The sequence below is a fragment of the Microcoleus sp. S28C3 genome (assembly GCF_036700785.1).
Lineage (GTDB): Bacteria > Cyanobacteriota > Cyanobacteriia > Cyanobacteriales > Microcoleaceae > Microcoleus > Microcoleus asticus.
On the sequence record NZ_JAUBPO010000008.1, the window covers coordinates 35,911 to 59,594 of the forward strand.

22 protein-coding genes and 1 riboswitch are annotated in these 23,684 nt (G+C 44.9%); of the genes, 10 read left to right on the top strand and 12 right to left on the bottom strand.

The annotated features are described in order from the left end of the window. Positions 1-173: 173 nt before the first annotated feature. Positions 174-635: a VOC family protein gene (locus tag QUA13_RS04290; RefSeq protein ID WP_333196896.1), complete on the top strand. Its 462-nt coding sequence runs from the start codon at positions 174-176 to the stop codon at positions 633-635. 93 nt (positions 636-728) lie between these two features. Here QUA13_RS04290 and QUA13_RS04295 read toward each other — a convergent pair whose 3' ends face one another. The 4 genes from QUA13_RS04295 to QUA13_RS04310 form a co-directional block, all read right to left on the bottom strand. After that, positions 729-3,314, bottom strand: coding sequence for a PAS domain S-box protein (locus QUA13_RS04295; protein WP_333196898.1), 2,586 nt, complete (start codon positions 3,312-3,314; stop codon positions 729-731). A 130-nt stretch (positions 3,315-3,444) separates the two neighbouring features. Continuing rightward, a complete protein-coding gene (locus QUA13_RS04300) occupies positions 3,445-3,720 on the bottom strand; it encodes a hypothetical protein (protein WP_333196900.1) in 276 nt (91 codons plus the stop codon). Positions 3,721-4,217: 497 nt separating this feature from the next. After that, the gene (locus QUA13_RS04305) at positions 4,218-6,356 is read right to left on the bottom strand and encodes an ATP-binding protein (protein ID WP_333196902.1); all 2,139 of its coding nucleotides are present in this window, start codon (positions 6,354-6,356) and stop codon (positions 4,218-4,220) included. A 150-nt stretch (positions 6,357-6,506) separates the two neighbouring features. Then, on the bottom strand, positions 6,507-6,851 hold the full coding sequence (locus tag QUA13_RS04310) for a slr1659 superfamily regulator (RefSeq protein WP_333186913.1): 345 nt from the start codon (positions 6,849-6,851) through the stop codon (positions 6,507-6,509). A 442-nt stretch (positions 6,852-7,293) separates the two neighbouring features. Here QUA13_RS04310 and cynS point away from each other — a divergent pair, with 442 nt between their 5' ends. The 3 genes from cynS to QUA13_RS04325 all read left to right on the top strand — a co-directional run bounded on the left by cynS (position 7,294) and on the right by QUA13_RS04325 (position 10,186). Further along, positions 7,294-7,737, top strand: coding sequence for a cyanase (gene cynS / locus QUA13_RS04315; RefSeq protein ID WP_172185231.1), 444 nt, complete (start codon positions 7,294-7,296; stop codon positions 7,735-7,737). Positions 7,738-8,112: 375 nt separating this feature from the next. Beyond that, positions 8,113-9,495 (top strand): ATP-dependent protease ATP-binding subunit ClpX, encoded by a 1,383-nt coding sequence (gene clpX, locus QUA13_RS04320; protein WP_333186910.1) that lies wholly within the window; start codon positions 8,113-8,115, stop codon positions 9,493-9,495. Between the two features lie 55 nt (positions 9,496-9,550). Continuing rightward, positions 9,551-10,186, top strand: coding sequence for a type IV pilin-like G/H family protein (locus QUA13_RS04325; RefSeq protein WP_333196903.1), 636 nt, complete (start codon positions 9,551-9,553; stop codon positions 10,184-10,186). On the opposite strand, the gene QUA13_RS04330 is transcribed toward QUA13_RS04325, so the two are convergent. After that, a complete protein-coding gene (locus tag QUA13_RS04330) occupies positions 10,178-11,452 on the bottom strand; it encodes a serine/threonine-protein kinase (protein ID WP_333196904.1) in 1,275 nt (424 codons plus the stop codon). The two genes, QUA13_RS04325 and QUA13_RS04330, sit on opposite strands and share 9 nt — an antisense overlap. 70 nt (positions 11,453-11,522) lie before the next feature. After that, on the bottom strand, positions 11,523-13,571 hold the full coding sequence (locus QUA13_RS04335) for a protein kinase domain-containing protein (RefSeq protein ID WP_333196906.1): 2,049 nt from the start codon (positions 13,569-13,571) through the stop codon (positions 11,523-11,525). Positions 13,572-13,705: 134 nt separating this feature from the next. Then, positions 13,706-13,852: riboswitch (cobalamin riboswitch) on the top strand. Positions 13,853-13,874: 22 nt separating this feature from the next. Here QUA13_RS04335 and QUA13_RS04340 point away from each other — a divergent pair. The 4 genes from QUA13_RS04340 (at position 13,875) to QUA13_RS04355 (ending at position 17,889) form a co-directional block, all read left to right on the top strand. Further along, complete coding sequence (locus tag QUA13_RS04340; protein ID WP_333186900.1) at positions 13,875-14,285, top strand: DUF1636 domain-containing protein; 411 nt, start codon at positions 13,875-13,877, stop codon at positions 14,283-14,285. Positions 14,286-14,474: 189 nt separating this feature from the next. After that, positions 14,475-15,509 carry a cobalamin biosynthesis protein CobW gene (gene cobW, locus QUA13_RS04345; protein WP_333196908.1) on the top strand — a complete coding sequence of 345 codons (1,035 nt, stop codon included), beginning with the start codon at positions 14,475-14,477 and terminating at the stop codon, positions 15,507-15,509. Between the two features lie 182 nt (positions 15,510-15,691). Then, the gene (locus tag QUA13_RS04350; protein ID WP_333196911.1) at positions 15,692-16,663 is read left to right on the top strand and encodes a GTP-binding protein; all 972 of its coding nucleotides are present in this window, start codon (positions 15,692-15,694) and stop codon (positions 16,661-16,663) included. Between the two features lie 137 nt (positions 16,664-16,800). Beyond that, a complete protein-coding gene (locus QUA13_RS04355) occupies positions 16,801-17,889 on the top strand; it encodes a WD40 repeat domain-containing protein (protein ID WP_333196913.1) in 1,089 nt (362 codons plus the stop codon). A gap of 268 nt (positions 17,890-18,157) precedes the next feature. Here QUA13_RS04355 and QUA13_RS04360 read toward each other — a convergent pair whose 3' ends face one another. Together QUA13_RS04360 and QUA13_RS04365 are read right to left on the bottom strand one after the other, a co-directional pair. Beyond that, complete coding sequence (locus QUA13_RS04360) at positions 18,158-18,994, bottom strand: metal ABC transporter permease (protein ID WP_333196914.1); 837 nt, start codon at positions 18,992-18,994, stop codon at positions 18,158-18,160. A 96-nt stretch (positions 18,995-19,090) separates the two neighbouring features. After that, positions 19,091-19,810, bottom strand: a complete 720-nt coding sequence (locus QUA13_RS04365; protein WP_333196915.1) for a metal ABC transporter ATP-binding protein — start codon at positions 19,808-19,810, stop codon at positions 19,091-19,093. 90 nt (positions 19,811-19,900) lie between these two features. Between QUA13_RS04365 and QUA13_RS04370 the strand changes: the two genes are divergently transcribed. Beyond that, the gene (locus QUA13_RS04370; protein ID WP_333196917.1) at positions 19,901-20,950 is read left to right on the top strand and encodes a metal ABC transporter solute-binding protein, Zn/Mn family; all 1,050 of its coding nucleotides are present in this window, start codon (positions 19,901-19,903) and stop codon (positions 20,948-20,950) included. A gap of 109 nt (positions 20,951-21,059) precedes the next feature. Here the strand turns inward: QUA13_RS04370 and QUA13_RS04375 are convergent, their stop codons facing one another. Together QUA13_RS04375 and QUA13_RS04380 are read right to left on the bottom strand one after the other, a co-directional pair. Then, positions 21,060-21,320 carry a DUF7219 family protein gene (locus tag QUA13_RS04375; protein ID WP_333196921.1) on the bottom strand — a complete coding sequence of 87 codons (261 nt, stop codon included), beginning with the start codon at positions 21,318-21,320 and terminating at the stop codon, positions 21,060-21,062. Between the two features lie 289 nt (positions 21,321-21,609). Next, a complete protein-coding gene (locus tag QUA13_RS04380; protein WP_333196923.1) occupies positions 21,610-21,777 on the bottom strand; it encodes a metallothionein in 168 nt (55 codons plus the stop codon). Positions 21,778-21,921: 144 nt separating this feature from the next. On the opposite strand from QUA13_RS04380, the gene QUA13_RS04385 reads away from it, so the two are divergent. Then, entirely contained in the window at positions 21,922-22,329 is a 408-nt protein-coding gene (locus QUA13_RS04385) for a metalloregulator ArsR/SmtB family transcription factor (protein WP_333196924.1), read from the top strand. Positions 22,330-22,331: 2 nt separating this feature from the next. Here the strand turns inward: QUA13_RS04385 and QUA13_RS04390 are convergent, their stop codons facing one another. Further along, a complete protein-coding gene (locus tag QUA13_RS04390) occupies positions 22,332-22,532 on the bottom strand; it encodes a heavy-metal-associated domain-containing protein (protein ID WP_333196926.1) in 201 nt (66 codons plus the stop codon). A 133-nt stretch (positions 22,533-22,665) separates the two neighbouring features. Next, positions 22,666-23,538 carry a 3-deoxy-7-phosphoheptulonate synthase gene (gene aroF, locus QUA13_RS04395; RefSeq protein ID WP_333196969.1) on the bottom strand — a complete coding sequence of 291 codons (873 nt, stop codon included), beginning with the start codon at positions 23,536-23,538 and terminating at the stop codon, positions 22,666-22,668. Positions 23,539-23,684: the final 146 nt, after the last annotated feature.

The following is a 23,684-nucleotide window of genomic DNA, read 5'->3' on the forward strand; positions in this document are numbered from 1 at the left end:
AGAATTGATATTATGTGCGATCGCACATAATAAAAGTGTTTGTATTGAGGAGTGAAGTCCTCATAGAAATCTGAGGAATGAAGTCCTAACTACCAACTTAAAACGGTTATTTTTCAGGACACGATCTGAATAAATATAACAGCATTCAATTTTAACATTCGCAATTGACTATCATGCAAACTACCGAAAACACCGTCAAAATTGTCCTGGCGCCGGGGAACTTGCGGCGCGTTCACCATATCGCTTTAAACGTGCGCGACATGAAAGCTTCCCGCTACTTCTACGGTACAATTCTCGGTTTGCACGAACTCACAGGTGCAGAAATCCCCGCAACTTTAACAGAAATGGTAGCCGCCGGTAAAGTCGCTAATTTCGTCACCCCAGACGGCACTGTGATTGACCTATTTTGGCAGCCAGACTTGGAACCGCCCAACCCTGACCCGGAGAAGGCTTTTACTCGCGCCAACCACTTAGCCTTCGATATCGAGCCGGATTTGTTCGATCGCGCTCTGGAAGTGCTAAAGTCAAATCAAATTGCGATCGACAGCGGCCCCGTCACTCGCGCTACAGGACGCGGCATTTACTTTTACGATCCTGATGGATTTATCATTGAAATCCGTTGTGATGCAGTTTAAACAGTCGCTATCGGGCTGGCGGTGAGCCGTGCGCACCATACATTTACTATTTTGAGCGGGGTGTTCCGCGCGCACCCTAGGTTTAGAGTTGTTTTATTTTCCGTCTTTGCTAATAGATTGCTTCGGCCAAGTAAACCGAAAAGTTGCTCCTTGACCTTCGGCAGATTCTAGGGAAATATTACCCCCTTGACCTTCGACAATTTTCTTCACCAGCGACAAACCAATGCCAGTATTTTCAACTTTATCGCGAGCTTCCAAGGTCTGAAAAATTACAAAAACTTTATCGTGATATTCAGGAGCAATCCCCGGCCCGTCATCCTCTACAGAAAACTCGTAAAAATCATCTAACTCTTTAACCGATATTTTTACGTTACCCGATTCACATCGATTGTGCTTGATGGCGTTGCTAATTAAATTAGAAAAAACCTGCTGTAACGGCAATTTTTCGGTCACAAAAGTTGGCATTCCCGGTTCAATTTTAATCTCAAATCCAGGCGGCGGTGCCAACGAATCAATAATTTCTGCTAATAACTTTTCAACTTCTACATTTTCTGAAGACACTTGAATGCGTCCGACGCGGGAATATTGCAGCAGTCCCTCAATCAAACCTTCCATGCGGTGAACTCTGCCGCGCAGCAGGTTCATTTGGTGCAGAGTATCCTCTGTCATCGAGTCGCTGAGGTCTTCTTCTATCCAACTGCTGAGATTTGCGATCGCCCTGAGCGGCGCTTTCAAATCGTGAGAAACTACATAAGCAAACTGGTCTAATTCTTGATTCCGCTTTCTCAAAACATTCGTCGTTTTAGCCAGCATCTGCGCCGTCCAAGTCAATTCTTCAGCGCGCAACCGCAACGATTCCTCAGCTTGTTTGCGTTCCCTAATATCTTCTACCACACCCATCAGAAATGGACTGCCATCTTGTTCTCGCAGCACCGAAACCGTTAAGTTTGCCCACACCAACTCTCCATCTTTGCGGACGTAGCGCTTTTCCATACCATAATGTTCAACTTTTCCTGCTAACAATTGGCGCAAAATTTCCAGTTCGCTTGCCAAATCCTCCGGCCAAGTAATCTCCTGAAATCTTTTTTCCATCAATTCTTGGCGGGTGTAGCCCAAAATCTCGCAAAGTTTTTGATTGACTAACAGAAATTTGCCTTCGACAGTCTTTTGGGCCATGCCGACTGCCGCCTGCTCAAAAGTAGCGCGAAACCGCTGCGCGCTTTGGGCTAAAGCAATTTCTGAGCGCTTGCGATCGCTAATATCGTTGCTGATTTCCAAAATAGCCACTGGTTTATCTCGATCGTCGCGCTGCAAAGTCCACCGGCTGGCCACGGTTATTTTTGTCCCGTCTGCCTTGGTGCGTACCAGTTCCCCTTGCCAAGAACCCCGCTCGAAAAACACTTTTTGAATTGCCTCGAAAGGTTGCGTCCATTCTGTTTGCAAAAGCTCGTGAATATTTTTTCCTACTGCTTGCGACTTCCGCCACCCGTAGAGCCACTTCGCTCCCAAATTCCAATAAGAAATCGCGCCGTTCAAGTCGAGCACCGCGATCGTATCGTTCGCTAAATCCAGCATTTGCGCTTGCTTGCGCAGAGTTTCCTCAGCTTCTTTCCTTCTTCTGGCATCGCGGCAAATCGCAATAAACAACTGTTGATTTGCCAGACGCATTTCGCTGACAGCCAACTCCATCGGAAACTTGGTTCCGTCGCTGCGAAGTCCAACTGTTTCTTGCTGGTAAGTCTTCAGCTTAGTATCGGGATTTAACACAAAATATTCGATCGAATAATCCCCCGCGCTGCTGTCCGGCTCCGGTTGAGCTATCAGCCGCCGCAGGTTCGAGCCAATTATGCGATCGGCTTTCTCCCCAAAAATTTTTTCTGCTGCCCTATTAAAAGACTCAATATTTCCCTGTGCGTCCAAAGTAATAATACCGTCAGCCGCATTGTCTACCACAGCTTGAATGCGACTTTTACTTTCTTCCAAGCCAGCTTGCCGCTTCCTCAATTCCTTCTCTAAACTATCAAATAAATACCAAGAAGCCCCTGCACCCAAACAGCCGAAAACCAAACCAGCTAATTGCACGAAATTAATGCAATCTATCAACTCCCGTATTTGCCCCTCTAAAGATTTCTGGTAGGCTTCGCGCGCATCAGCAAACGCATTAATTTTTTCGCGCAGTCGATCCATCTTCAATTTACCTTGAACGAACACCTGAATTGTTTCCGGCGACTGCACCCTTGTTGCCGAACTGTCGAGCTTATTCAAAGTGTTTTGCAAGAAATTTATTTGCTGTTCGGTACTTTGTTTAATTTCTGCAAATCGCTGAGCTTGCAGTTGATTGTCTCGAACCATAACCTCGAGTTTAGCCAGCAGCAGGGGCAAACTCTTCTTTGCTTCTAAGTAGGGTGATATAAATTCGCGGCGCTTTGTCAACCCGTAACCCCGAATGCCCGTTTCTGCATCCACCACGATTGTTAACAAGCGGTTAGTTTCTTCAAGTATTTCCTTATTAATATTTGCTCGCTTTCTTATCTGTAGGCTGCTATCCCGGAGCCCTGCAATTGTTATCAGCGAAGCAAACAGACAAATCACGGGGATAGTAACGATGACTGTTCCCCGCTGGCGAATTGGTCGGTCTGTCCATACAAATTGGACGCAGCGATCGAGCAAATACTTCACGGATGTTGAAGGAGAAAGTTTGCTCGCAGTATATCGTTTTTTGGCAATTTAAGCTAGGGATAAGTTCGTTTTTTTTGTTTGGCGATCGCTGGGGACTAACCGTGGAAACTAGATTAGACCCCTGCTATACCTACCTGCTGAGAGTAACAGCAGATTTTTTTGAACGGTTTTTAAACGGAGACAAGGAGAAGGAAATGCCTTTTTTCGGCAGCGAGACAGCAGGAGAACTAAAAACGAGCCTTTGTGCTTTACCTTCGTTTTCGCCTTCGGCTTTTGCTGTCAAACTAGAGTCTGTTTCGCAAGCGTTCTGAACATTTGTAACTACAGTAGTCCACCTGCCTGTAACGGGATCGCGATAACAAGTGAAAGGATTTATTTTTAGCGGTTGACTGCAAGGTTTAATCATGTAGATGCACTCCTTTGATTCTCAGAACTTGCGCACTGCTTTCAGCAGCAGTGCTATCTCGCCAGTAGAAACACCAGTATGAAGGCAAAAAGCAGAATTGTGTTTCTGTGCTCAGAGACTTTTGATAATTCCTGATTTCCTGTTAACTTTTGCCTTCTACTGGTTGCCGACCATAGCATTACTTTTACCAAAATGCCTTTCTGCAAGCAACCCCTCACCCCCTTAATCAGGTTGAGGTGCGACTTGTGAATGCAGCGAGGCGCGAGATCCTGCCTGCGGGAAAACTTTGGGATAATACAGGTATTCTAGGCTGGGAAAAAATGTTACTGTGTGATCGGCAACAGACGTCGATCGCGATCTGTGTCACAATTAAAAAGGGAATTGGTAATTGGTAATGGCGAATTGATAATGAGGGAATTAGTAATCGGGAATTATTCCATCTCTTCCTTTCCTTAAATCGGTTAAATCCCGTAGACAATCCGTTGTATAACTTCATTCTAACTAATATTAACTTTTGCCTTTAATTGAACAGTAAAAGTAGAGCCAACACCAAACTGGCTCTCAACAGTGATATCGCCACCCATCATCTGGCAAAACAAGCGGCTAATGGCTAATCCTAAACCGGTGCCGCCGTACTTGCGAGTAGTCGAAGCATCCCCTTGAATAAAAGGTTGAAACAAACCATGCTGCTGTTCTGCCGACATCCCAATCCCCGTATCGGATACCTGCAAATAAACCGAATCGCTGCCGCCTGCTGATTCGCGAGTCGCGCTCAACAGCACGGTTCCACCTTCGGTAAACTTCAGGGCATTCGAGAGCAAATTGAACAGAATTTGCCGGACTTTAGTCAAATCTGCATACATCACTCCCAAATTGGGAGAGCAAGAAACTTGCAATTCATTGTGATTTTTTTCGACCAAAGGGTGCAAAGTTGCAACGACTTCTTCTATTAAATTGCCGAGGTCAAAATTTTCTAAATAAAGCTCCATCCGACCCGCTTCTATCTTAGAAAGGTCGAGAATATCGTTAATTAAAGTCAGCAAGTGTTTGCCAGCGTTATAAATTTTTTGGGTGTCCGGAAGTATCTCTTCGAGTCCCGATTCCAGTGCTTCTTCTTGTAGCATTTCGCTGTAACCGATAATCGCGTTGAGTGGCGTCCGTAGCTCGTGGCTCATATTGGCTAAAAAAGTGCTTTTAGCTCTCGAAGCTGCTTCAGCTTTGTGTAAGGCTTCTTGCAAAGCTATTTCGGTTCTTTTGCGCTCGGCAATTTCGATGCGGAGCAGTTTATTGGCGGCGGTGAGTTGAGCGGTACGCTGATCCACGGTCATTTCTAGCTGCGCTTTGGCTTTGGAGAGTGCTTCCTGAGCCCGCTGGCGCTCAAATCCTTCGATCGCCAGCGCTACCAAATTTGCCAAAGAATCGGCGAATGTGCGCTCCTCCAGAGCCCACTGGCGGGGCGCGCCGATATGTTCGAGAGAGAGGATACCGACGATCTGACCGCCGAGCCTAATTGCTACATTTAAGATGGATGAATTTGGCTTGCTGGCATCTGGCACCACAGCGGAATGTTCGGCTACCGAAGGTAAGTGGGAAAAATTTCTTTTTAGAGAGTTTTGAGTCTTTGGCACAGGTTCTAAAGGTTTGTCCGATCGCGCATTTTCGCCCGGTGCGTCGCCTTCAACATCTAAAGTTGAAAATTTTAAATCGCTTGCCGATATGGACTGGTGGCTCAAATGATTCTCGCGGGTGCGATCGTACAAGTCCAGACAAACTAATTTGAGGTTGGGTATTGTAAATTTAGAACGATTGACCGACTCGTGTTCCTCTGGGGCGGCCGTCTCTGTATCGATCGATTCTGTTTGGTTGTGGGCGAGCGCTCTCTCGGTAAAATTTAGCTGAGGATCGATCGGGTAGCGAGTTCCAAATCTTCCAGGGTTGTAAAGCCAGACGCTGACTTTTTCCACATCCAAAGTGCGGGCGGCAGCCTCAGTAATTTCGCGAATTCCCACATTCAGCGCACCGCTGTTGAGAGTCCTCTGCCGACCTAGCTGCAACAAAGCCAAACTCTGGCGGCGGAGCCGCTTTTCGCTCTCTTGGAGGGTTTGTTCTGCTTCCTTGCGCTGGGTGAGGTCGTACAAGGCGCACAATGCCGTCTGCTGACCGTTAAACAGCAGCGGCTCAACCGAGATCATCACCCAGAAAGGGGTGCCGTCTGACTTTTTGCAGTGCAGTTCGTAGTTTTGGAGGTGTCCGTCTTTAGCAATTGCCTCAAGTACCTTTGGGCGATCGCTGGGGTTGAAGTAAAAGTCGGGAGTCCTGCTGCCGATCAATTTTTCTAGGGGTAGGTTCAGGAGAGAAGCCAATTGAGGGTTCGCATACAGAATTAAGCCGTCACAGAGGCGAGAAACCAATACTGGAACGGGAGTTGCCGAGGCGATCGTCCGAAACTGCTCTTCGCTTGAACGCAGTGCCAACTCAGCTTTGCTCAGCAAGTGAGCTTCCATCGTATCCGAATGTTCGGTGGTAGTCTCCAGCATAATTTCTAGGTCAGTCTTTTCGCGCTTCAAGTTTTCAAGTTCTGCACTCAGCCGCTGAACGTCAAAAAGTAGCTGTTCTGTCGATGGTTCTTCCTGCATAGCAATTGAAAATTGGTAATTTTTAGTTTATTTTGAATTTTTTTACGGTTTTGTGCTAGCTTAACTATGACTTATTCCCATTAACTTCAGCCACCCTCATCCTGGTTCCCGGACTTAGCTTGGGGTTCATTTTTTTTACCTTTTTCTATACTATTCCAATTCTAAGTGCAAGGAAGGCATCAGCCGTTGCAAGTTCTTCAGAGATTTTTTCTGCCAGGGGATCTGTTTAGAGCCTTTTATGGCGATTTGAATATTTTTTTGCTGGCGCACTTTGATAATAAATTTTGAGACAATATTAATTCCCGAACTATTTAAAAATTCTAGCTTTCGCAAGTCTAGAGTAACAGTGTTTGGCGAGGATTCAGCCACTTCGTTGAGCAGATCGACGATCGGCGCGTATTCTTCCACCTGGCTGAGTCGGAACGAGCCGCTGCAGGTCACTGTTTGGGTATCGCCATCGTAGCTGAGCGTGTAATCTTTGGTCTTAATCTCCATACTTTTCTCGGTTGTGGGTTGTTAGCGGTAAAGGGGCTTTGGGTACGGGAGCGAGGATTGAGCTTCAGGCTAGCACGATAAAAATTCGGCCGTTTGCCGAATGCCTTTGCAGGTGTAACTTGTATTACATATACTGCTAACTGTAGCATTGCCACAGGGCAGTTATGAGTTATTTTGGGATTTATCAGTTGTGATACCAGTTGGAAAAAAGAATGCAACTGTTGACTAGATCTCTACCCTGGTAGTCATTAGTCATTGCCAATTATTCAATTATTCAATTATTCAATCGAAAATTGTAGGAGTTGTGGGGCTGTAGGAAACCAGCTTTTGCTGAAGTTCCGAGTTATCAATTCAGTTTTTTTTCTCAATTTAGTATTGACAAATTCACCAAAATGTGAGACAAATTTCACATCTAACCCAGCAGTGAGTAGGAGAAAATTAAATGGCAATTTCACAAATTACAGAAAAGCTTTTGGCTGCTAAAAAAGCTAAGGGAATTAGTTTTGCAGATTTGGAAAAACTTTTGGGGCGCGACGAAGTTTGGATTGCCGCGGTTATTTACCGTCAAGCAACCACATCTGAAGATGAAGCAGAGAAAATTGTCTCGGCTTTGGGACTAGATGGCGAGACGGCTGCGGTTCTCTGCGAACCTCCGTTAAAAGGTTCTTTGGAGGCCTCGGTTCCGGTCGATCCTCTGATTTATCGTTTCTATGAAATTATGCAGGTTTACGGGATGCCGCTCAAAGCAGTGATACAGGAAAAATTTGGTGACGGGATTATGAGCGCGATCGACTTTACATTGGATGTCGAGAAAGAAGCAGACCCAAAAGGCGATCGAGTGAAAATAATTATGTCGGGAAAATTTTTGGCCTACAAAAAATGGTAAGCCAGTCTTGCTTTACCTTCAAGTGAAAATTAAAAAATCAAAATTTGGTCGAATGACTAATGACTAATGACTAATGACTAATGACTAAGGCCTCAAAAGTGTTAACTTAGAAATAGAGATCGCGAAGCTTGACTCCGCCAAAAAAACGGAGACAAGCCCCCGACTTAAGTCGTGCAGAGCCCCAAATTTTAGACCATAGTTCAGCTCCAAAATTCATCTGTGGAGTAAATCTAAAATCTAAAATCTAAAATCTAAAATCGACTGACTGGCTTGGGTGTCCGATCGGGAAACCTTTCTAGGGCAGAGCTAAGGTCGATCCCGCGGCAACTTCCCCAGTAGAAACAAGCAACCGCAACCGTAAAGTAAGAGGCAAATATGTCAAAATATGACTCCCATCTGAGATGCTCCTTTTGCGGCAAGTCGCAAGAGTACGTCCGCAAGTTAATAGCTGGGCCCGGGGTCTACATTTGCGATGAATGCGTGGAACTGTGCAATGAAATTTTAGAGGAGGAGTTCTTTGACTCCAGTAAAACAATTGGTCAACAGATTCCCCAATCAGAGGTGCGAGAGTCTCAGGGACAAGGAACGCGGCGTCCGGGTCGATCGAATAAATCGAAAATTGTTTTAGGTCAAATTCCGAAACCGACAGAAATCAAGCAGCATTTAGACAACCACGTCATCGGCCAGCATTCAGCAAAAAAAGTCCTTTCTGTAGCAGTTTACAACCACTACAAGCGCTTGAGCGTTGACCAAGCTAAAGATAGCGACAAGTCTTCTCCTGACAGCGATGTAGAACTGCAAAAATCCAACATCCTGCTAGTCGGGCCGACAGGTTGTGGCAAAACTTTGTTAGCGCAAAGTTTGGCGCAAATGCTGGAAGTCCCGTTTGCGGTAGCGGATGCGACGACGCTGACAGAAGCTGGATATGTCGGCGACGATGTAGAAAATATTTTGCTGCGGCTTCTGCAAATGTCGGATTTTGATGTCGAATCGGCGCAGCGCGGCATTATTTATATTGATGAAATTGACAAGATTGCTCGCAAAAGCGAAAATACTTCGATTACCAGGGATGTATCAGGAGAAGGAGTGCAGCAAGCGCTGCTAAAAATGTTGGAAGGAACGGTGGTTAACGTGCCCCCGCAAGGAGGCCGCAAACATCCTTACCAAGATTTTATTCAAGTTGACACGAGCAAAATTCTATTTATTTGCGGCGGTGCTTTTGTCGGTTTGGAAAAAATAGTTGAACAGCGTTTGGGTAAAAAATCCTTGGGCTTTATTCAGCCAACAGAAAGCGACAGCAACTCAACTTTGCCGGCTAAGGATAAGCGGGCTGCTGATATTTTGCAGCAGGTACAGCCTGACGATTTAGTCAAGTTTGGTTTGATTCCTGAGTTTGTCGGGCGGATTCCGGTGGTGACGGTGATTTCGCCGCTGGATGAAGCAGCTTTGATGCAGATATTGACCGAACCCCGGAATGCGCTGGTGAAGCAGTATCAAAAGCTGTTGAAGATGGACAGCGTGGAATTGGAATTCCAGCCGGAAGCGCTGCGGGCGATCGCCCAGGAGGCCTATCGTCGCAAAACTGGCGCCAGAGCTCTCCGCAGCATTTTAGAAGAGTTAATGCTGGATGTGATGTACGAGTTGCCTTCTCGCAAGGATGTGGCTAACTGTATGATTACTCCTGAAATGGTCGAGAAGCGATCGACTGCTGAATTACTGTGGCATCCCGCATGGCACAAACAGCACGAAACTGCATAATTTATAGTTTGTAGGGTGCTTGTGGCGCACCCTACAAGCTTGGCAAATTTACTTTATGACAGTTAAAAAAATGTCAACAGATATAGATAAAAAAAGTAAAAAAATCAGATTTTTAGTATCCAGTCTGCTGGTACGGAGTTTAATTTACAGCGGCTTTTTTGCTGGCATACTAGCATCTTTTTACAATTTCAAACTCAACACTATTAAAATCTCAAGTAGTGGCAAATCTTCGGCAGCAGATAGTGGCCAATCTTGGGCAGCAGAAGCAGAGATGGCTTCGATCAATAAAGCGCAGGAAGATTACTATGCAAAAAATAACAAATTTAGTGATTCCCTGGAAGGGTTGGGTGTACAAGGTGTCGGCACAAAAGATAACTATAAGCTTGAATTTCAGTCATCATTAATGGAGCCAGTTCAAACCTTGGAGAATAAGCGCGAACCAGCACAATTTGAAAGGGCGATCGCAATTTCTATACCTATGGATTTCTCTGTACCCGAGGAAAAAGAGTACGGCGCAGTATATATAGGAGCAGTATTTGCTTTCAAAAAAGATGTTAGCAATCAACTAACAACTATTTCAGCCATCTGCGAAAGCGAGCCGGAAAAGGAGGGGTATCAAAGCAATCCGACGCAGCCAACTTTTGACGGCACAGAAATTCACTGCCCGCCCGGTACAACTATTTTAAGGTAATACCTTTAAACTATTTTGTGTCATTCTTTGATTGTCTAAATAAAATTCAAACTTCCAATTCCCAGGCTTGGCATCCTTTGTAAAATTGTACCCGCACCAAGTATTTAGTCGCTCTGCCGTTGTTCTTAAACGAGATATACCCTGGGCTGCCAATTTTCCTTGAGAGTCAAATACCCTACAAATACCTTCATATTCTCCCTTGGACAAGTTAGTTACACTGACAGCAAAATAAACTTTATGTGGTTTTTTTAAAGACACAAAATTTCTAATTTGTTCCGATTTTAGCTCGCTAGTTAACATCACTTGAGTCACAGGTTTTACATTCTGTTGGCTGGTTTCTGTTAGGGACTTAGCTAGTTGTTGAGGTTTAGGAGATTTCAGGATAAACGGGATAAAAATAGCAGCACTTGCTGTCAACACTCCGATTGATATGAGTGGAAGTTTTGATTTTTTAGGCTGGCGAACTACCTCCAGGGAAATTAAATCATTGAGGGCTGCATCTGCGGAAGAATAGCGGTGTTTAAAATTCGGTTCCACCATTTTTTGCAGCCAGTCAAGAAATTGTGGAGTTAGCTGCGGTAAGCGATGTTTAAAATTAATCCGCCCCGTGTCGTCCATCAAGCTGCCAATTTCGGTAGAATTGATGCCGATTAGCAAGCAAATTAGCGTGGCGCCGAGGCTGTATAAATCGGATGCGACTGTTAGCTGGCGGTTGAACATTTGTTCGGGCGGCATAAAGCCCAAGGTGCCTTTGACAACGCTGCTGGCAGCGACTTCTCCCCCCCCGATTCTAGCAAATCCGAAATCGACAAGGCTGACATTGAGGCGATCGTCCACCAAGATATTTTCCGGCTTCAAATCTCTGTGGATAACGGGCGGCACCCGATTTTGCAAGTATTTGAGTATTTCTAACACAGAGATAGCAATTTGCTTAGTCTTTTGCGGTGTTTGCTGCGGCGAAGTAGCGAGGGAATTAGCATCTTTGTATTCCTGTACCATGCAGAAACCCGATGCTGTTTGGAAAGAATCTAAATAACGGGGAATGTTGGGGTTATCTAGTGCGCGCAAAATCTCAATTTCTTTTTCGTAAGCTTGATATTGGGCCCAATTAGCACCAGTCTGGGCAAATTGAAATTGTTTGACAACAACGGAACGTTCGGTATTAATTTCAGTAGCGAGATAAGTAACTCTACCGCCCGCGCGGTTGTGTCCGAGTTCGCGAGTTACTTGATAGCCGTAGTTGGAAAAATCAGGAAAATCATTCATAGGTAATTTGTAAGGTTCGTAGTAAGGACTTTAGTCCTCAAGGACTAAAGTCCTTACTATGAAAAAGTTTTTACGGTTTAATTAAATTGGGTTGGGATTTGCGATAGTCGGCAAGAATTCTTTTTGGTTTAAAAAAAATCATGTTAATTAGCGGAATTGCAGTAACGGCTAAAAATGCCATTGTAGTTCCTCCTACAGCTATAAGTTCCATTGGTTCAACCGATTTTAAGTGAGTGACGAATTTTAAAAATAGTTGAAATGCTACTCCCAAACTTATACAGAATCCGGTAGTAATAAAAGTTATTTTTGTAGCATCTACTTCAAGGATTTGTCTGGATATCAGCTCGTCAATCAGATTGTTAAATGTCGAATTGACAATCTTGTAAATCAGGGATGCTAGCGCTAGAATCAAGACTACTATAACGCTCACCATCAGCCCCATCACTCCCATATAAACATACAATGAAAACAATAAAAGCAGCATAATAACTGCTACGATCGTAGAATTCATAATACTTCCTAGTATTAAGGCTCCAAGTAAAGTTACTGAGATCGAAACAAGCACTAAGCCAGCACACACAAAAATTATTAATTGATAATCGCTCATACCTTTCGGGATATCAAAAGCAATACTGATTAATATACTAATAAAACCAGAGAACATTAATCCTATCAACCCTCCACATAAAGCTCCAAGCCAATTAAAATCATATTTTTTTAAGTTGGATGTAATGGCAATTTCTGCGACTAAAAATCCCAATAATCCACTCGTAATGCAGATTGTCAGCATGATAGTAGTAATCCAAGAATTCAAAAAGCTGGAAGGCTCTGGATCATTGAAATTACCATGATCCTTTAAGTAAAGTATCAAACCTGATAAGCTAGAATAGCACAGAAAAGTTGCTAAAATCAAACAGCACATAAAAGTCAGCCAGCATACTGACAAAAAAATATTTTTTTGCGGTACGGGCAGCGGGGCTGTTGTAACTTGCAATTCTATTGTATGAATTTCTGGCTCAGAATTGGCACGCAAGATAATTTGGCGTTTATAAGTTTTACTTGCTAGCAACTTTTGAGTGTAAACTCGAATTTGACACTTAATATTATTGTTTTCAAATGCTTGCGGTTCACAAAAAATCCAAGAGTGATCGTAAGGGGTATGTGGCGGGTCATTCGGATGCGGTGCGACTTCCCATCTTCCTGATAAAATTGTATCGGGAATTGGGTTGCTAATGGCGATCGCGCGTGTTAAGATTTCTCCATATTCAGTAGCTGTAAATTTAAGCCGATCGCGCTCAAGCCTCACTTTCGGCAAACGGCTAACATCCAAAGATTTCAGAACCGCCAAAGCTTCAGTGGCTGATTTGTATCGGTCTTGCAATCTCGGTGCTACCATCCTGTCCAGCCAGTTCATCCAACCCTGCTGCAACGGCGGTACTAAATGCCGAAAATGAATGCTATAATTATCGTCGATCAAGTTGCCGACATCCACTGATTTTGTACCAGTTAACAAGCAAATCAGCGTCGCACCCAAGCCGTAAAGGTCGGATGCTTTTGTTAATTTTCGGTTGAACATTTGTTCCGGTGGCATGAATCCCATCGTGCCTTTGACGACGCTGCTAGCCGCGATATTTCCACCTCCTAGCCGAGCAAAACCGAAGTCTACTAAGTAAACATTTAACTGTTCGTCGATTAACAAGTTTTCCGGTTTGATGTCGCGGTGGATTACGGGCGGTTTTTGGGATTGCAGGTAAGCTAGAATTTCTAAAGTGGCGATCGCAATTTGCTTGATATCCGGCGGAGAAAAAGTCCGCGCGACAGCAGATTCGGCATTTTTGTATTCCTGCACCATGCAGAAACCGCTGTCAGTTTGAAAAGAATCGAGATAGCGGGGAATGCCAGGACGATCGAGATTTTGCAAAACTTTAATTTCTTGTTCGTAAGCTTCGTATTCTTCCCAGCTAGCACCTAATTGGGCAAATTGAAATTGCTTAATTACAACGGATTTTTTTGTGTTAATTTTTGTGGCAAGATAGGTGACGCGGCCGCCCAAACTGTTGTATCCGAGTTCGCGACTTATTTGATAGCCATGTTTGGAAAAGTCTGGAAAAGCGTTCATAGGTAATTACTATGGTTGGTAGTAAGGACTTTAGTCCTGAAGCCGTTATCTTATAAGGACTAAAGTCCTTACTACGAACGAAACGATCGCTCCTACAAACATAACTTTTTTGAAAAAAGGCGGCAAGTGTGATAGGATTTGATTTCGCGATCGGTTCTAGCGGGGAGCAGCCGTTAGAGGAAACGGGGAAAGTTCGGTGCAAGTCCGGCGCTGTCCCGCAACTGTAATGAAACCGTTGTGGTTTCTCAAGTCAGAATGCCCGCCGATATCTAACTCACTTTTGAACGCATCTGCGAGGTACGGATGATGGATGGAATTAACACGGCTGTACGCACAAAGCACAGTCTGTTTGTTTGCACTGCTTGCGCTAGTGTTTGGAAAAACGGCAAGCGCGAAGGTAAAAGCGGCGGCCAACAATTTATGGAAGACTTATCGAAACTCGCTAAAGATTGGGAGTTTTCTGATAAATTTGAGATTCAAGAAGTTGAGTGCATGAGTGCTTGCAGTCACTCTTGTGCGGTGTCTTTTGCTGCTGTTGGAAAGTACACTTATCTGTTTGGCGATTTACCAGCAAATGAGTCGGAAAGCGTCGAGGCTGTACTCGAATGCGCGGGTCAATACTATGCCAAACCTGACGGTTTGTTGCCTTGGTCTGAGCGTCCTCAAGCTCTGAAAAAAGGCGTTTTAGCAAAGATTCCACCACTACCAAATTAGATAGGTTTGTAGTAGGGACTTTAGTTTTTCCTTCTCGTTCCTAGGGTTTGCCTGGTAACGCATACGCATAGGCTCTGCTTCGTATTAAAAGCGCTCCTTTATTCCAGCTAGGCAGAGCCTCTAGATCGGTATTCCCAGGCTATGCTTGGAAACGAGATATCCCATCACCAAATAAGCACAAAATTATCAATGCACAAAATTCCTGTTACTGTCATCACTGGTTTTCTCGGTAGCGGCAAAACTACCTTAATTCGCCACTTATTGCAAAATAATCAAGGTCGCCGCATTGCTGTTCTAGTTAACGAATTTGGCGAAATCGGAATTGATGGAGAACTGCTGCGCGATTGCCAAGTTTGCGACGAAGAAGAAAATGTCAGCAGCAATATTGTTGAACTAACAAATGGTTGTCTTTGCTGCACTGTTCAAGAGGAATTCTTGCCGACTATGCAGGAATTGTTGAAGCGTAGAGAGCAAATTGATTGTATTTTAATTGAGACTTCTGGCCTCGCACTTCCTAAACCTTTGATTCAAGCTTTTCGCTGGCCGGAAATTCGCACCGGTGCTACTGTGGACGGTGTTGTTGCTGTTGTGGATTGCGAAGCTATTGCTAGCGGTACTTTTGTCGGTGATATCGATGCTTTGATGGCACAGCGACAGGCTGATTCTAGTTTAGATCACGAAACTCCGATCGAGGAATTGTTTGAAGACCAGTTAGCCTGTGCCGATATGGTACTTTTAACGAAGGTCGATCGCGTAGATGCGGAAACTCACCAGAAAGTCCAAAGCTGGTTGCAGCAAGAATTGCGTCCGAGTGTAAAAATTGTGCCCTGCAAAGGTGGCGACATTAACCCCGATGTGCTACTGGGATTTAATGCGGCGGTTGAGGATGATTTGGAGTCTCGCCCGAGTCACCACGATGCCGAGGAGGAACACGAACACGATGATGATATTAACTCGACTTTCTTTATTGCCGATCGCGAATTTGAACCTGAAGCTTTGGTGAAAAAACTGCAGTCCTTGATGCAGCAGGAGGAAATCTATCGGATTAAAGGGTTTGTGGCGGTTCCCAAGAAACCGATGAGGATGGTGTTGCAAGGTGTGGGATCGCGGATAGAATATTTTTACGATCGTCCTTGGCAACCTTCCGAGCTCCGTCAAACTAAATTAGTGCTGATCGGTCGAGAGTTAGAGCGCGATCGAATTGCAGCAATGATTAACAATTAATTGTCATCTCAGAGGGGCGGGTTGAGGGATATTTTGAATTGCAGCAAATATTATTGGTAAAACTCGCTCCTCCAAGCTCTCACGAACAATTTATTAACATTATTTAATATTGTGACCGCTGCCAGCAAGTCTGGTATAGAATAGCGATAATGGTTATCATTGTACAATAATCGAGGTCAAGTATGGTGACTGCTGGGGCGATCGAATCAGTTCCTGTTACCGTTCTCACAGGCTATCTGGGTGCAGGCAAAACTACGCTACTCAACCGCATTTTAACACAGGAACACGGCAAAAAAGTTGCAGTCATCGTCAACGAATTCGGCGAAGTAGGCATCGACAACCAACTGATAATTGATGCCGACGAAGAAATTTTCGAGATGAACAACGGCTGCATTTGCTGTACAGTCCGAGGCGATTTAATTCGGATTATCGGTAACTTGATGAAGCGGCGAGACAAATTCGACCACATAGTCATCGAAACCACAGGTTTAGCCGACCCCGCACCCGTAATTCAAACCTTTTTTGTTGACGAAGATATGCGGGAAAAATTGCTGCTAGATGCAGTTGTCACCGTAGTCGATGCCAAGCACATCTGGCAGCACTGGGACGCAGACGAAGCTCAAGAACAAATTGCCTTCGCTGATGTAGTTTTGCTCAACAAAACTGATTTAGTGACTGAGGAAGAATTGGCAGAATTAGAAAAGCGAATTCGTGCGATGAATGCAATGGCAAAAATTTACCGCACCCGCAACGCTGAATTAGCAATGGAGGCTTTGTTGGGCGTCAAAGCATTTGATTTGAACCGGGCATTAGAAATCGAACCAGACTTTTTGGGCGAACACACTCACGAACACGACGAAACAGTTACTTCCGTAGCAATAGTAGAATCCGGCGCTATTGACCGCAACAAATTCAGCGATTGGATTGAGGAATTGTTGCGGACTCAAGGGCCGAATATCTTTCGGACAAAAGGCATTTTGAATGTCGCCGGAGACAACAAGCGATTTGTTTTCCAAGGAGTACACATGGTGTTTGATGGCCGACCGGATAGACCTTGGAAAGCCACCGAAACTCCGAAAAATGAACTCGTATTCATCGGTCGCAACTTAAACGAAAATCAATTGCGAGAGGATTTCCGTAAATGTCTGGTTTAACTGAAATCTTGAAGTATTTTTAATCAGCCTTTTAGGAACAGGCAAGATGCCTGTTCCACAAGAATAAACTTCATCTCTTGTGGAACGGGCATTTTGCCCGTTCTTAAAAATAGTGCAACATCTCAGATTCAATAAATATGGGTAACGAAAAGACAAATAAAAGTGAACAAACCCTGGAAATTCATGCCGAAGCAATGCTGTCTGACTACGTAACTGCTGTTACTTGGTCGCCGGATGGTACAACTTTAGCAGTCTGTTCTGCTGCGGGCGAAGTGATGCTGGCGACAGTAGGGGCAGTTAATAAATTGTCCTTGCAAACGCTACAAACTGCCACGGGTAAATCAGCCGATTGCTTGTCTTTTTCCCGCGACAGTCAATTCCTAGCTGCTGGCGGACAAGATGGAAAAGTGCGAATTTGGCGCGTTAATTCTGGGGAATTAATTGCTGGTTTGGATAACCAGCGCGTCTGGGTTGACAAGTTAGCTTGGAGTCCCAACTGCAACCAGTTAGCTTTCAGTATGGGCCGGTACGTTCAAGTATGGAATGCTGAGGATAATGTTGTTGAAGTAACGCTGAATTTCGACTCATCATCTATCCTCGATTTAGCATGGCATCCTATGGTTCAATATCTGGCAGTTAGCGGCTATCAAGGTGTCAAAGTTTGGCATGGCGAAGACTGGGACGAAGACCCGGAAATTTTATCAGTCCCCTCTGCAACAGGTGCAATTGCTTGGTCGCCACAAGGGGAATATTTAGCTTGTGGCAATATGGACAACACTCTAATTGTTAATGAATGGGGCAATTTTGAACCCTGGGTAATGCAGGGTTTTCCGGGGAAAGTTCGGGAGTTAGCTTGGTCGGATAAAACTAATTCATTGGGTGCGCCTTTGTTAGCTGCTGCGAGTTCGGAAGGCATTTCAGTGTGGGAAAAACACGCTGATGAAAGTATCGGTTGGGATTCTTGGGGGTTAGAGGTGCATGAAAAAGTTGTAAATGCGATCGCCTTTCAACCTAGCACATTTTTATTAGCTTCCGCAGCCGCAGACGGTCAACTTTGTTTGTGGTACGAAGCAGAACAATTGCTGCAAATTCTAGAAGGTGCAGAGGGCGGTTTTTCCTGTCTGGCATGGCATCCCGAAGGCCAGTTTCTGGTCGCGGGCGGCTGTGCAGGTGAATTGCTGGTTTGGTCACAATCTATGGGCGGCAAAGAGTTCGCGGGGTGCTAAGTTCGCATACGCACCCGTTTGACTAAAACATATACAATTGAAAACTTTAGGACTTACCCACTGGTGCCCAGAAACCGGGTTTTTCGAGCGTCTACTTCGTTGCAGACCGCATCGAGTAAAAAACCCGGTTTCTAAGCGTAGAAGTGCGTCCAGGACTGAACTTGCTCTTTACAAAATCCTAGATTACTATAAGTAGGGCGTTAAATTACTTTTTGGGTAAGTAAGCGTAAAAAACGCACAACAGATAAACCTTGTGCGTCCAGGAGTGTTATCCTCTCTTTCTTGTCAAAATCCCTTGACTGGGACTGAACAGCAAAGCTAGTAAAAATAACCCAAAAACAACTAATACAATTGCCGCACCAGACGGCATATTCAAATAATAGCTGAAATACATACCAGTCACGCTAGCTGTAATCCCAATAATTGATCCCAATCCCATCATTAAATGCAGCTCTTTTACCAACAAATACGCCGTAATTCCGGGTCCGATTAACAGCGAAATTACTAACAGCGCCCCCACAGTTTGCAAACTCGCAACAATCGTCAGCGTAATCGCCGAAATCATCCCGAAATAAATCCAGTTTACAGGCAAACCGGACGCTTGCGCCCCCAGGGGGTCAAAAGTATAGAATAGCAGTTCTTTGTAAAGGAGTTTAACCGCCACCAAAATTATCAAAGTTATGACAAAAGTCTGCTGCACGTCAGCAGGTGCAACTGACAAGATATTTCCGAACAGAAAACCGTCTAGGTCTAATTTGGTTGTCCGAAACAGGCTAATCAAGGTGATGCTAATTGCTAAAAATGTAGATAAAATTAATGCCATGACGGCATCAATTTTGAGGCGCGATTGCGATTGAATCCACGCCATAATTACCGTGCTGATAATTCCCGAGATAAACGCGCCGATCGAAATATTGAAACCTAAAGAAAAAGCAACTGGCAATCCTGCTAATACTGAATGGGCAATCATGTCAACCATCATTCCCATTTGCTGTACAATTAAATAGGAGCCAACAACGGCGCAGAGAATGCCTAGCAAAATTCCGACGGCGATCGCATTTCGCATGAACTCGAATTGTAGTGGCTCAATTAGTAGGTTTAACATTTAATTACATCAATAATAGGATTTTTGAAAGCACAATCAACTGCACAGGCGGGACGCCCGTGCGACAATCAACTTTAAAGATAGATCTTTTTTTGCTTACGCCGAAACTAAACTTAAATCGTATCCATAGGCTTTTTGAATATTAGCGGCTGTGAGCACTTCCCGGCAGGAACCAGTTGCAATTAAATGCTTATTTAGCAACAATAAATTGTCGTACTGTTTTAAAGTTTCGCCTAAATCGTGGCTGATTACTAGCAATGTTTTATTTTCGGCTTTGAGTTCGGCAAAAATATCAAAAATAATCTCTTCTGTTGCTTTGTCGATCGCGTTAAAAGGCTCGTCGAAGAAGAATAAATCGGCTTGTTGGGCGATCGACCTTGCTAAGAAAATCCGCTGCTGCTGTCCGCCAGAGAGTTCGCCAATTTGCCGATCGCGCAAATCCCACATTCCCACCCGCAGCAAAGCAGCTTTGACCAATTCTTGCGACTGCTTCGAGGGACTGCGAAACCAACCAGTCTGGACAGTTCGCGCCATCATCACCGCATTCCACACCGTAATCGGATAATCCCAGTCAATTTGCGATCGCTGCGGCACGTAAGCCACCCGCGACAACTGTTGCTTCAACAACCGCCCCTGATATTTCACCAAACCCCGACAGGCCGGGATCAATCCCAGCATCGCTTTCACCATCGTGCTTTTCCCCGCGCCGTTGGGGCCGAACACACCAGTTAATTGTCCCGATTCTAAATGGAAATTCACGCTGTTGAGGGCCGAAATTCCTCGGTAATTGACAGCTAAGTCTTGCACTTCTAACATAATTCAAGCTTTTGAGAACGATTCTTGTTCGTACCTACTAGAATAGGATAACTCGAAAAAGCAATAACGATTATCGTTCCAAAGGTAAAAATGTTAAAGAAGTTGCCTGGAAAAAGCGGGAGATTTTGCGGTGCGGCTGTTTTGGCTATCGGCTGCGGAGTGGTTGGGTGCAGTGGAGGACAGAACCCAAGCAATGGGGGGCCACAGAGTTCCGCCGCCAACTTGCCCAAAGTGGTCGCCACGACTGGCGTTATCTGCGACATAACTAAAGAAATTGCTCAAAGTTCGATCGACACCATCTGTCTCATCAAGCCGGGAGACGACCCCCACGCCTATCAAACCAAGCCGGAAGACCGCAAAGCGATTGAAACAGCAAATCTGATTTTATACGGCGGCTACAACCACGAACCCAGCATCATTAAGTTAATTCAATCCAGCAGTAATTCCGCGCCCAAAATCGCCGTACACGAACTCGCAGTTCCCAAACCGCTGATGGGCGAACACGAGGACGAACACGGCGAAGAGAAAGCGGAAAACCAACCCCACGCAGAAGGCGAAAAAAGTCCTGACCCTCACGTTTGGCATAACCCTCAAAATGGCATCCGTATGGTAGAAACAATTCGGGATGAATTGAGCAAAGTTTCCCCCAGCAATGCTCAACTTTATACCAAAAATGCAGCAAGCTTAACAGATGAGTTGCAAAAAATAGATACTTGGATAAAAGCTCAAATTGCGACAATTCCAGCGGAAAAACGAAAATTAGTCACAACTCACGATGCTCTGAGTTACTATGCCGATGCTTACGGTTTGGAGATTGCTGGAGCTTTGCAGGGTGTGACAACAGAGGAACAGCCCACAGCCGCCAGAATTGCGGAATTGTCCTCAGAAATGAAGACTGCAGGAGTGCCGACAATTTTTGTCGAAACCACAACTAATCATAAGTTGATGGAAACTGTGGCGAGGGAGGCAAATGTCAAAATTTCGGACAAGGAACTTTACAGCGACGAGTTGGGCGGCCCCGGCACCGGTGCTGATACCTATGAGGGAATGTTGAAAACTAATACTTGCGCGATTACTTCTGGCCTCGGCGGCAATTGTACTCCCTTCTCAGGACAAGCAACACCAACTCCCAAACCATAGACTTCGTAGGGTGCAGCAAGCATCTTACATTTACTGGGTACGCAGCAAAATGCAGCGATCGCCCTCGCAGGGGTTTTCGATGGCGATCGCTGCGTTTGCTTCGATGACTTTAAGGTGAATTTTCCCCATCGGTGCTGGAGGGTTTTTGCCCAATTCCCAATTGCTTCTTAGAGGTTTTTAAGTCTTTCCAAAGCGCCTTAATATCTTTATAGGCTTTCTCAGAGCTAATTTTTCCCCCAGTTTCTAGCGAGCAAATATAAGTGATTTTTTGAGCAAACTCCTGCAAATTGGCATTAAACGCCAAGTTTTCTGGCGTGAAATCACCGTAGTAGCGATTGCGAGGATGTAAAAAATCTTCCCGCTCTTTCATTGCCCCCTCCTAATTTAACTTTTGGTATGCAACTTGTGGTTGGGTCTCTGCTGTTAATAGCACTATTTATACTCAGTATAGCGACCCTAACTGGCTTCTATTGTATTGCCTAAATAGCAATTGTGCTTTTTCGCTCTCTACTGAGTCTATTAATACAGTCTTAACCTTAAGTTAGCTTTATTTTAACTTTTCTTTAACCTAACAGCCAAAAAATTGGGAAATGCGAGGTTCGCATCTCCCTTTAGATAGATTTTAGAGCGGTTGATTAACCTTTTCTGAAGCCGAATATTTATTTGTTGCACTCGCAGCCGGTGTGGCCGCAGCCGCTGCCGTTGGGGTGGCCGTCAGCGCAAGCAGTGGAACAGTATTGTTTGGCGTCTTTTTCAATGGCGTCACTGAGGTTGACCACGCAGAGGCAAGAAGGACAGGCACATTTCATTTGGGTGGCGGTAGTCATTTTACATTCTCCTGGTAGATTTGTTTGTTATACCAATATCTGAACACATATTCAGATATTGGTCAAGGGAATGTAAAACTTTTGTAACAAAACGTTTGCCATCGCACTAAAATGAAAATGAGAATTAAAACAAGCCTGGAAAAGATGTCACCCAACTCTGCTGTTAACGGAGCGATAAGTCAGCCTCACGAACAAAACGATACACCAACGTGCGATCGACCGCACCTAGTTGACTTTTTGCGGGCGGGGGACATCCAAGAACACGTTCTCAACACCGCAAAAGCGCAGCGGATGGCAGAGTTTTTCAGTCTTTTGGGAGATGCGAACCGCCTGCGGCTGCTGTCGGTATTGGCAAAACAAGAACTGTGCGTGTGCGACTTGGCTGCGGCGTTGAGTATGAGCGAGTCAGCAGTATCGCACCAGTTGCGGGCATTGCGGGCGATGCGGTTGGTAAGTTACCGCAAGGTTGGGAGACAAGTTTTTTATAGTTTACTCGATCGCCACGTTTTGGAACTTTACCAAGCAGTCGCCGAACACTTAGACGAAGCCTAATATTATTCTCCTTGGATGGTGTGGCCCGTAGCGACAACAGCTTGTTTAATTGACTCATCAGAAGCTTTGGCTTCCACAGTAACAGTCTTAGCCGCTATATCCACCTTAATAGAAGCATCGGATTCAACAGTTTGGATGGCTTTGGTAATTGTATCACCGCAGCCAGTACAGACGATCGACGGAACTTTGAGTAGGAGTGCCATAATAAAAGCCAAATATTGTAGATGACAGTATTGATTGTGCTTTTATTTTAATCTAATTTCGCTTTCCAAGCAAAAGTGCGCCCGAATAAATTCTGACGCTACAAAAAGTAACTCCTCAGGCGCAGACTAATGATTAATGACTGATGACTAATGACTTAGTATCCGGTATGCACCGCCCAACGGCGGCGGCTACAGGTCGCAAAGTAACAACTAAATCTACCATATCCGCTAAAGAAAGAGCTTGCCGCGCGTCAGAAACCGATTTTTCCGGTTGCGGGTGACACTCAATAATTAATCCGTCAGCACCGCAAGCAACCGCTGCTTTGGCTAGTGGTGCGACTAATTCTCGCTTGCCGACTGCGTGAGAAGGGTCTACAATTACTGGCAAATGAGTTAACTGTTTCAGCGCTGCGACTGCACCTAAATCTAATACATTCCGCGTGTAATTGTCGAAGCTGCGGATGCCTCTTTCGCACAGAACTACATCAGGATTTCCGTGACTGAGAATGTATTCGGCGGCCATCACAAATTCTTCAATTGTGGCTGACAAACCGCGTTTTAGCAGGACTGGTTTTCCGGCTTGACCGATCGCCTTTAGTAACTCGAAGTTTTGCATATTCCGACTGCCTATTTGCAGCATATCAGCATAGGTGACAACTGGCTCGATTTGGGCGATCGACATTACCTCTGTCACCACGGGCAAACCGTAACGCCGGCTGACATCGGCTAAAATTTCGAGTCCCTCAATTCCCATGCCTTGGAAAGAATAGGGAGAAGTGCGGGGTTTGTAAACTCCGCCCCGCAAAGCTTGCACGGAGGCGGCGGATAGTTGGCGGGCGACTGTTTCCATTTGTGCGGAACTTTCGACGGTACAGGGGCCGCCGATTATTAATAATTCTGTGCCGCCGACTGAGACTGTTTCTGAGAGTTGAACAATTGTTTGGTGTTCTGGATGAGATTTGGTTACGAGTTTGGCTTCTAACATTAGGGAATTTTCCTGGGAAATTAAGTGGGTGGTTGAAAACAAAAAACCCGGAACTTTTAAGAGTTCCGGGTTGGTGCGAAAAGACAGCGCGACAATTTACCCAGAACTTTTGTTGGGCCAAAAATAAAAGCTGTTGTACCAGTTACTGAATAATGTCATCGCTGTTT

What these genes read in the sequence shown, in the direction of transcription:
- QUA13_RS04290 (WP_333196896.1), top strand. Translation starts at nt 174, where the DNA reads ATGCAAACTACCGAAAACACCGTCAAAATTGTCCTGGCGCCGGGGAAC.
- QUA13_RS04300 (WP_333196900.1), bottom strand. Translation starts at nt 3,720, where the DNA reads ATGATTAAACCTTGCAGTCAACCGCTAAAAATAAATCCTTTCACTTGT.
- QUA13_RS04305 (WP_333196902.1), bottom strand. Translation starts at nt 6,356, where the DNA reads ATGCAGGAAGAACCATCGACAGAACAGCTACTTTTTGACGTTCAGCGG.
- QUA13_RS04310 (WP_333186913.1), bottom strand. Translation starts at nt 6,851, where the DNA reads ATGGAGATTAAGACCAAAGATTACACGCTCAGCTACGATGGCGATACC.
- cynS (WP_172185231.1), top strand. Translation starts at nt 7,294, where the DNA reads ATGGCAATTTCACAAATTACAGAAAAGCTTTTGGCTGCTAAAAAAGCT.
- clpX (WP_333186910.1), top strand. Translation starts at nt 8,113, where the DNA reads ATGTCAAAATATGACTCCCATCTGAGATGCTCCTTTTGCGGCAAGTCG.
- QUA13_RS04325 (WP_333196903.1), top strand. Translation starts at nt 9,551, where the DNA reads ATGACAGTTAAAAAAATGTCAACAGATATAGATAAAAAAAGTAAAAAA.
- QUA13_RS04330 (WP_333196904.1), bottom strand. Translation starts at nt 11,452, where the DNA reads ATGAATGATTTTCCTGATTTTTCCAACTACGGCTATCAAGTAACTCGC.
- QUA13_RS04335 (WP_333196906.1), bottom strand. Translation starts at nt 13,571, where the DNA reads ATGAACGCTTTTCCAGACTTTTCCAAACATGGCTATCAAATAAGTCGC.
- QUA13_RS04340 (WP_333186900.1), top strand. Translation starts at nt 13,875, where the DNA reads ATGATGGATGGAATTAACACGGCTGTACGCACAAAGCACAGTCTGTTT.
- cobW (WP_333196908.1), top strand. Translation starts at nt 14,475, where the DNA reads ATGCACAAAATTCCTGTTACTGTCATCACTGGTTTTCTCGGTAGCGGC.
- QUA13_RS04350 (WP_333196911.1), top strand. Translation starts at nt 15,692, where the DNA reads ATGGTGACTGCTGGGGCGATCGAATCAGTTCCTGTTACCGTTCTCACA.
- QUA13_RS04355 (WP_333196913.1), top strand. Translation starts at nt 16,801, where the DNA reads ATGGGTAACGAAAAGACAAATAAAAGTGAACAAACCCTGGAAATTCAT.
- QUA13_RS04360 (WP_333196914.1), bottom strand. Translation starts at nt 18,994, where the DNA reads ATGTTAAACCTACTAATTGAGCCACTACAATTCGAGTTCATGCGAAAT.
- QUA13_RS04365 (WP_333196915.1), bottom strand. Translation starts at nt 19,810, where the DNA reads ATGTTAGAAGTGCAAGACTTAGCTGTCAATTACCGAGGAATTTCGGCC.
- QUA13_RS04370 (WP_333196917.1), top strand. Translation starts at nt 19,901, where the DNA reads ATGTTAAAGAAGTTGCCTGGAAAAAGCGGGAGATTTTGCGGTGCGGCT.
- QUA13_RS04375 (WP_333196921.1), bottom strand. Translation starts at nt 21,320, where the DNA reads ATGAAAGAGCGGGAAGATTTTTTACATCCTCGCAATCGCTACTACGGT.
- QUA13_RS04380 (WP_333196923.1), bottom strand. Translation starts at nt 21,777, where the DNA reads ATGACTACCGCCACCCAAATGAAATGTGCCTGTCCTTCTTGCCTCTGC.
- QUA13_RS04385 (WP_333196924.1), top strand. Translation starts at nt 21,922, where the DNA reads ATGTCACCCAACTCTGCTGTTAACGGAGCGATAAGTCAGCCTCACGAA.
- QUA13_RS04390 (WP_333196926.1), bottom strand. Translation starts at nt 22,532, where the DNA reads ATGGCACTCCTACTCAAAGTTCCGTCGATCGTCTGTACTGGCTGCGGT.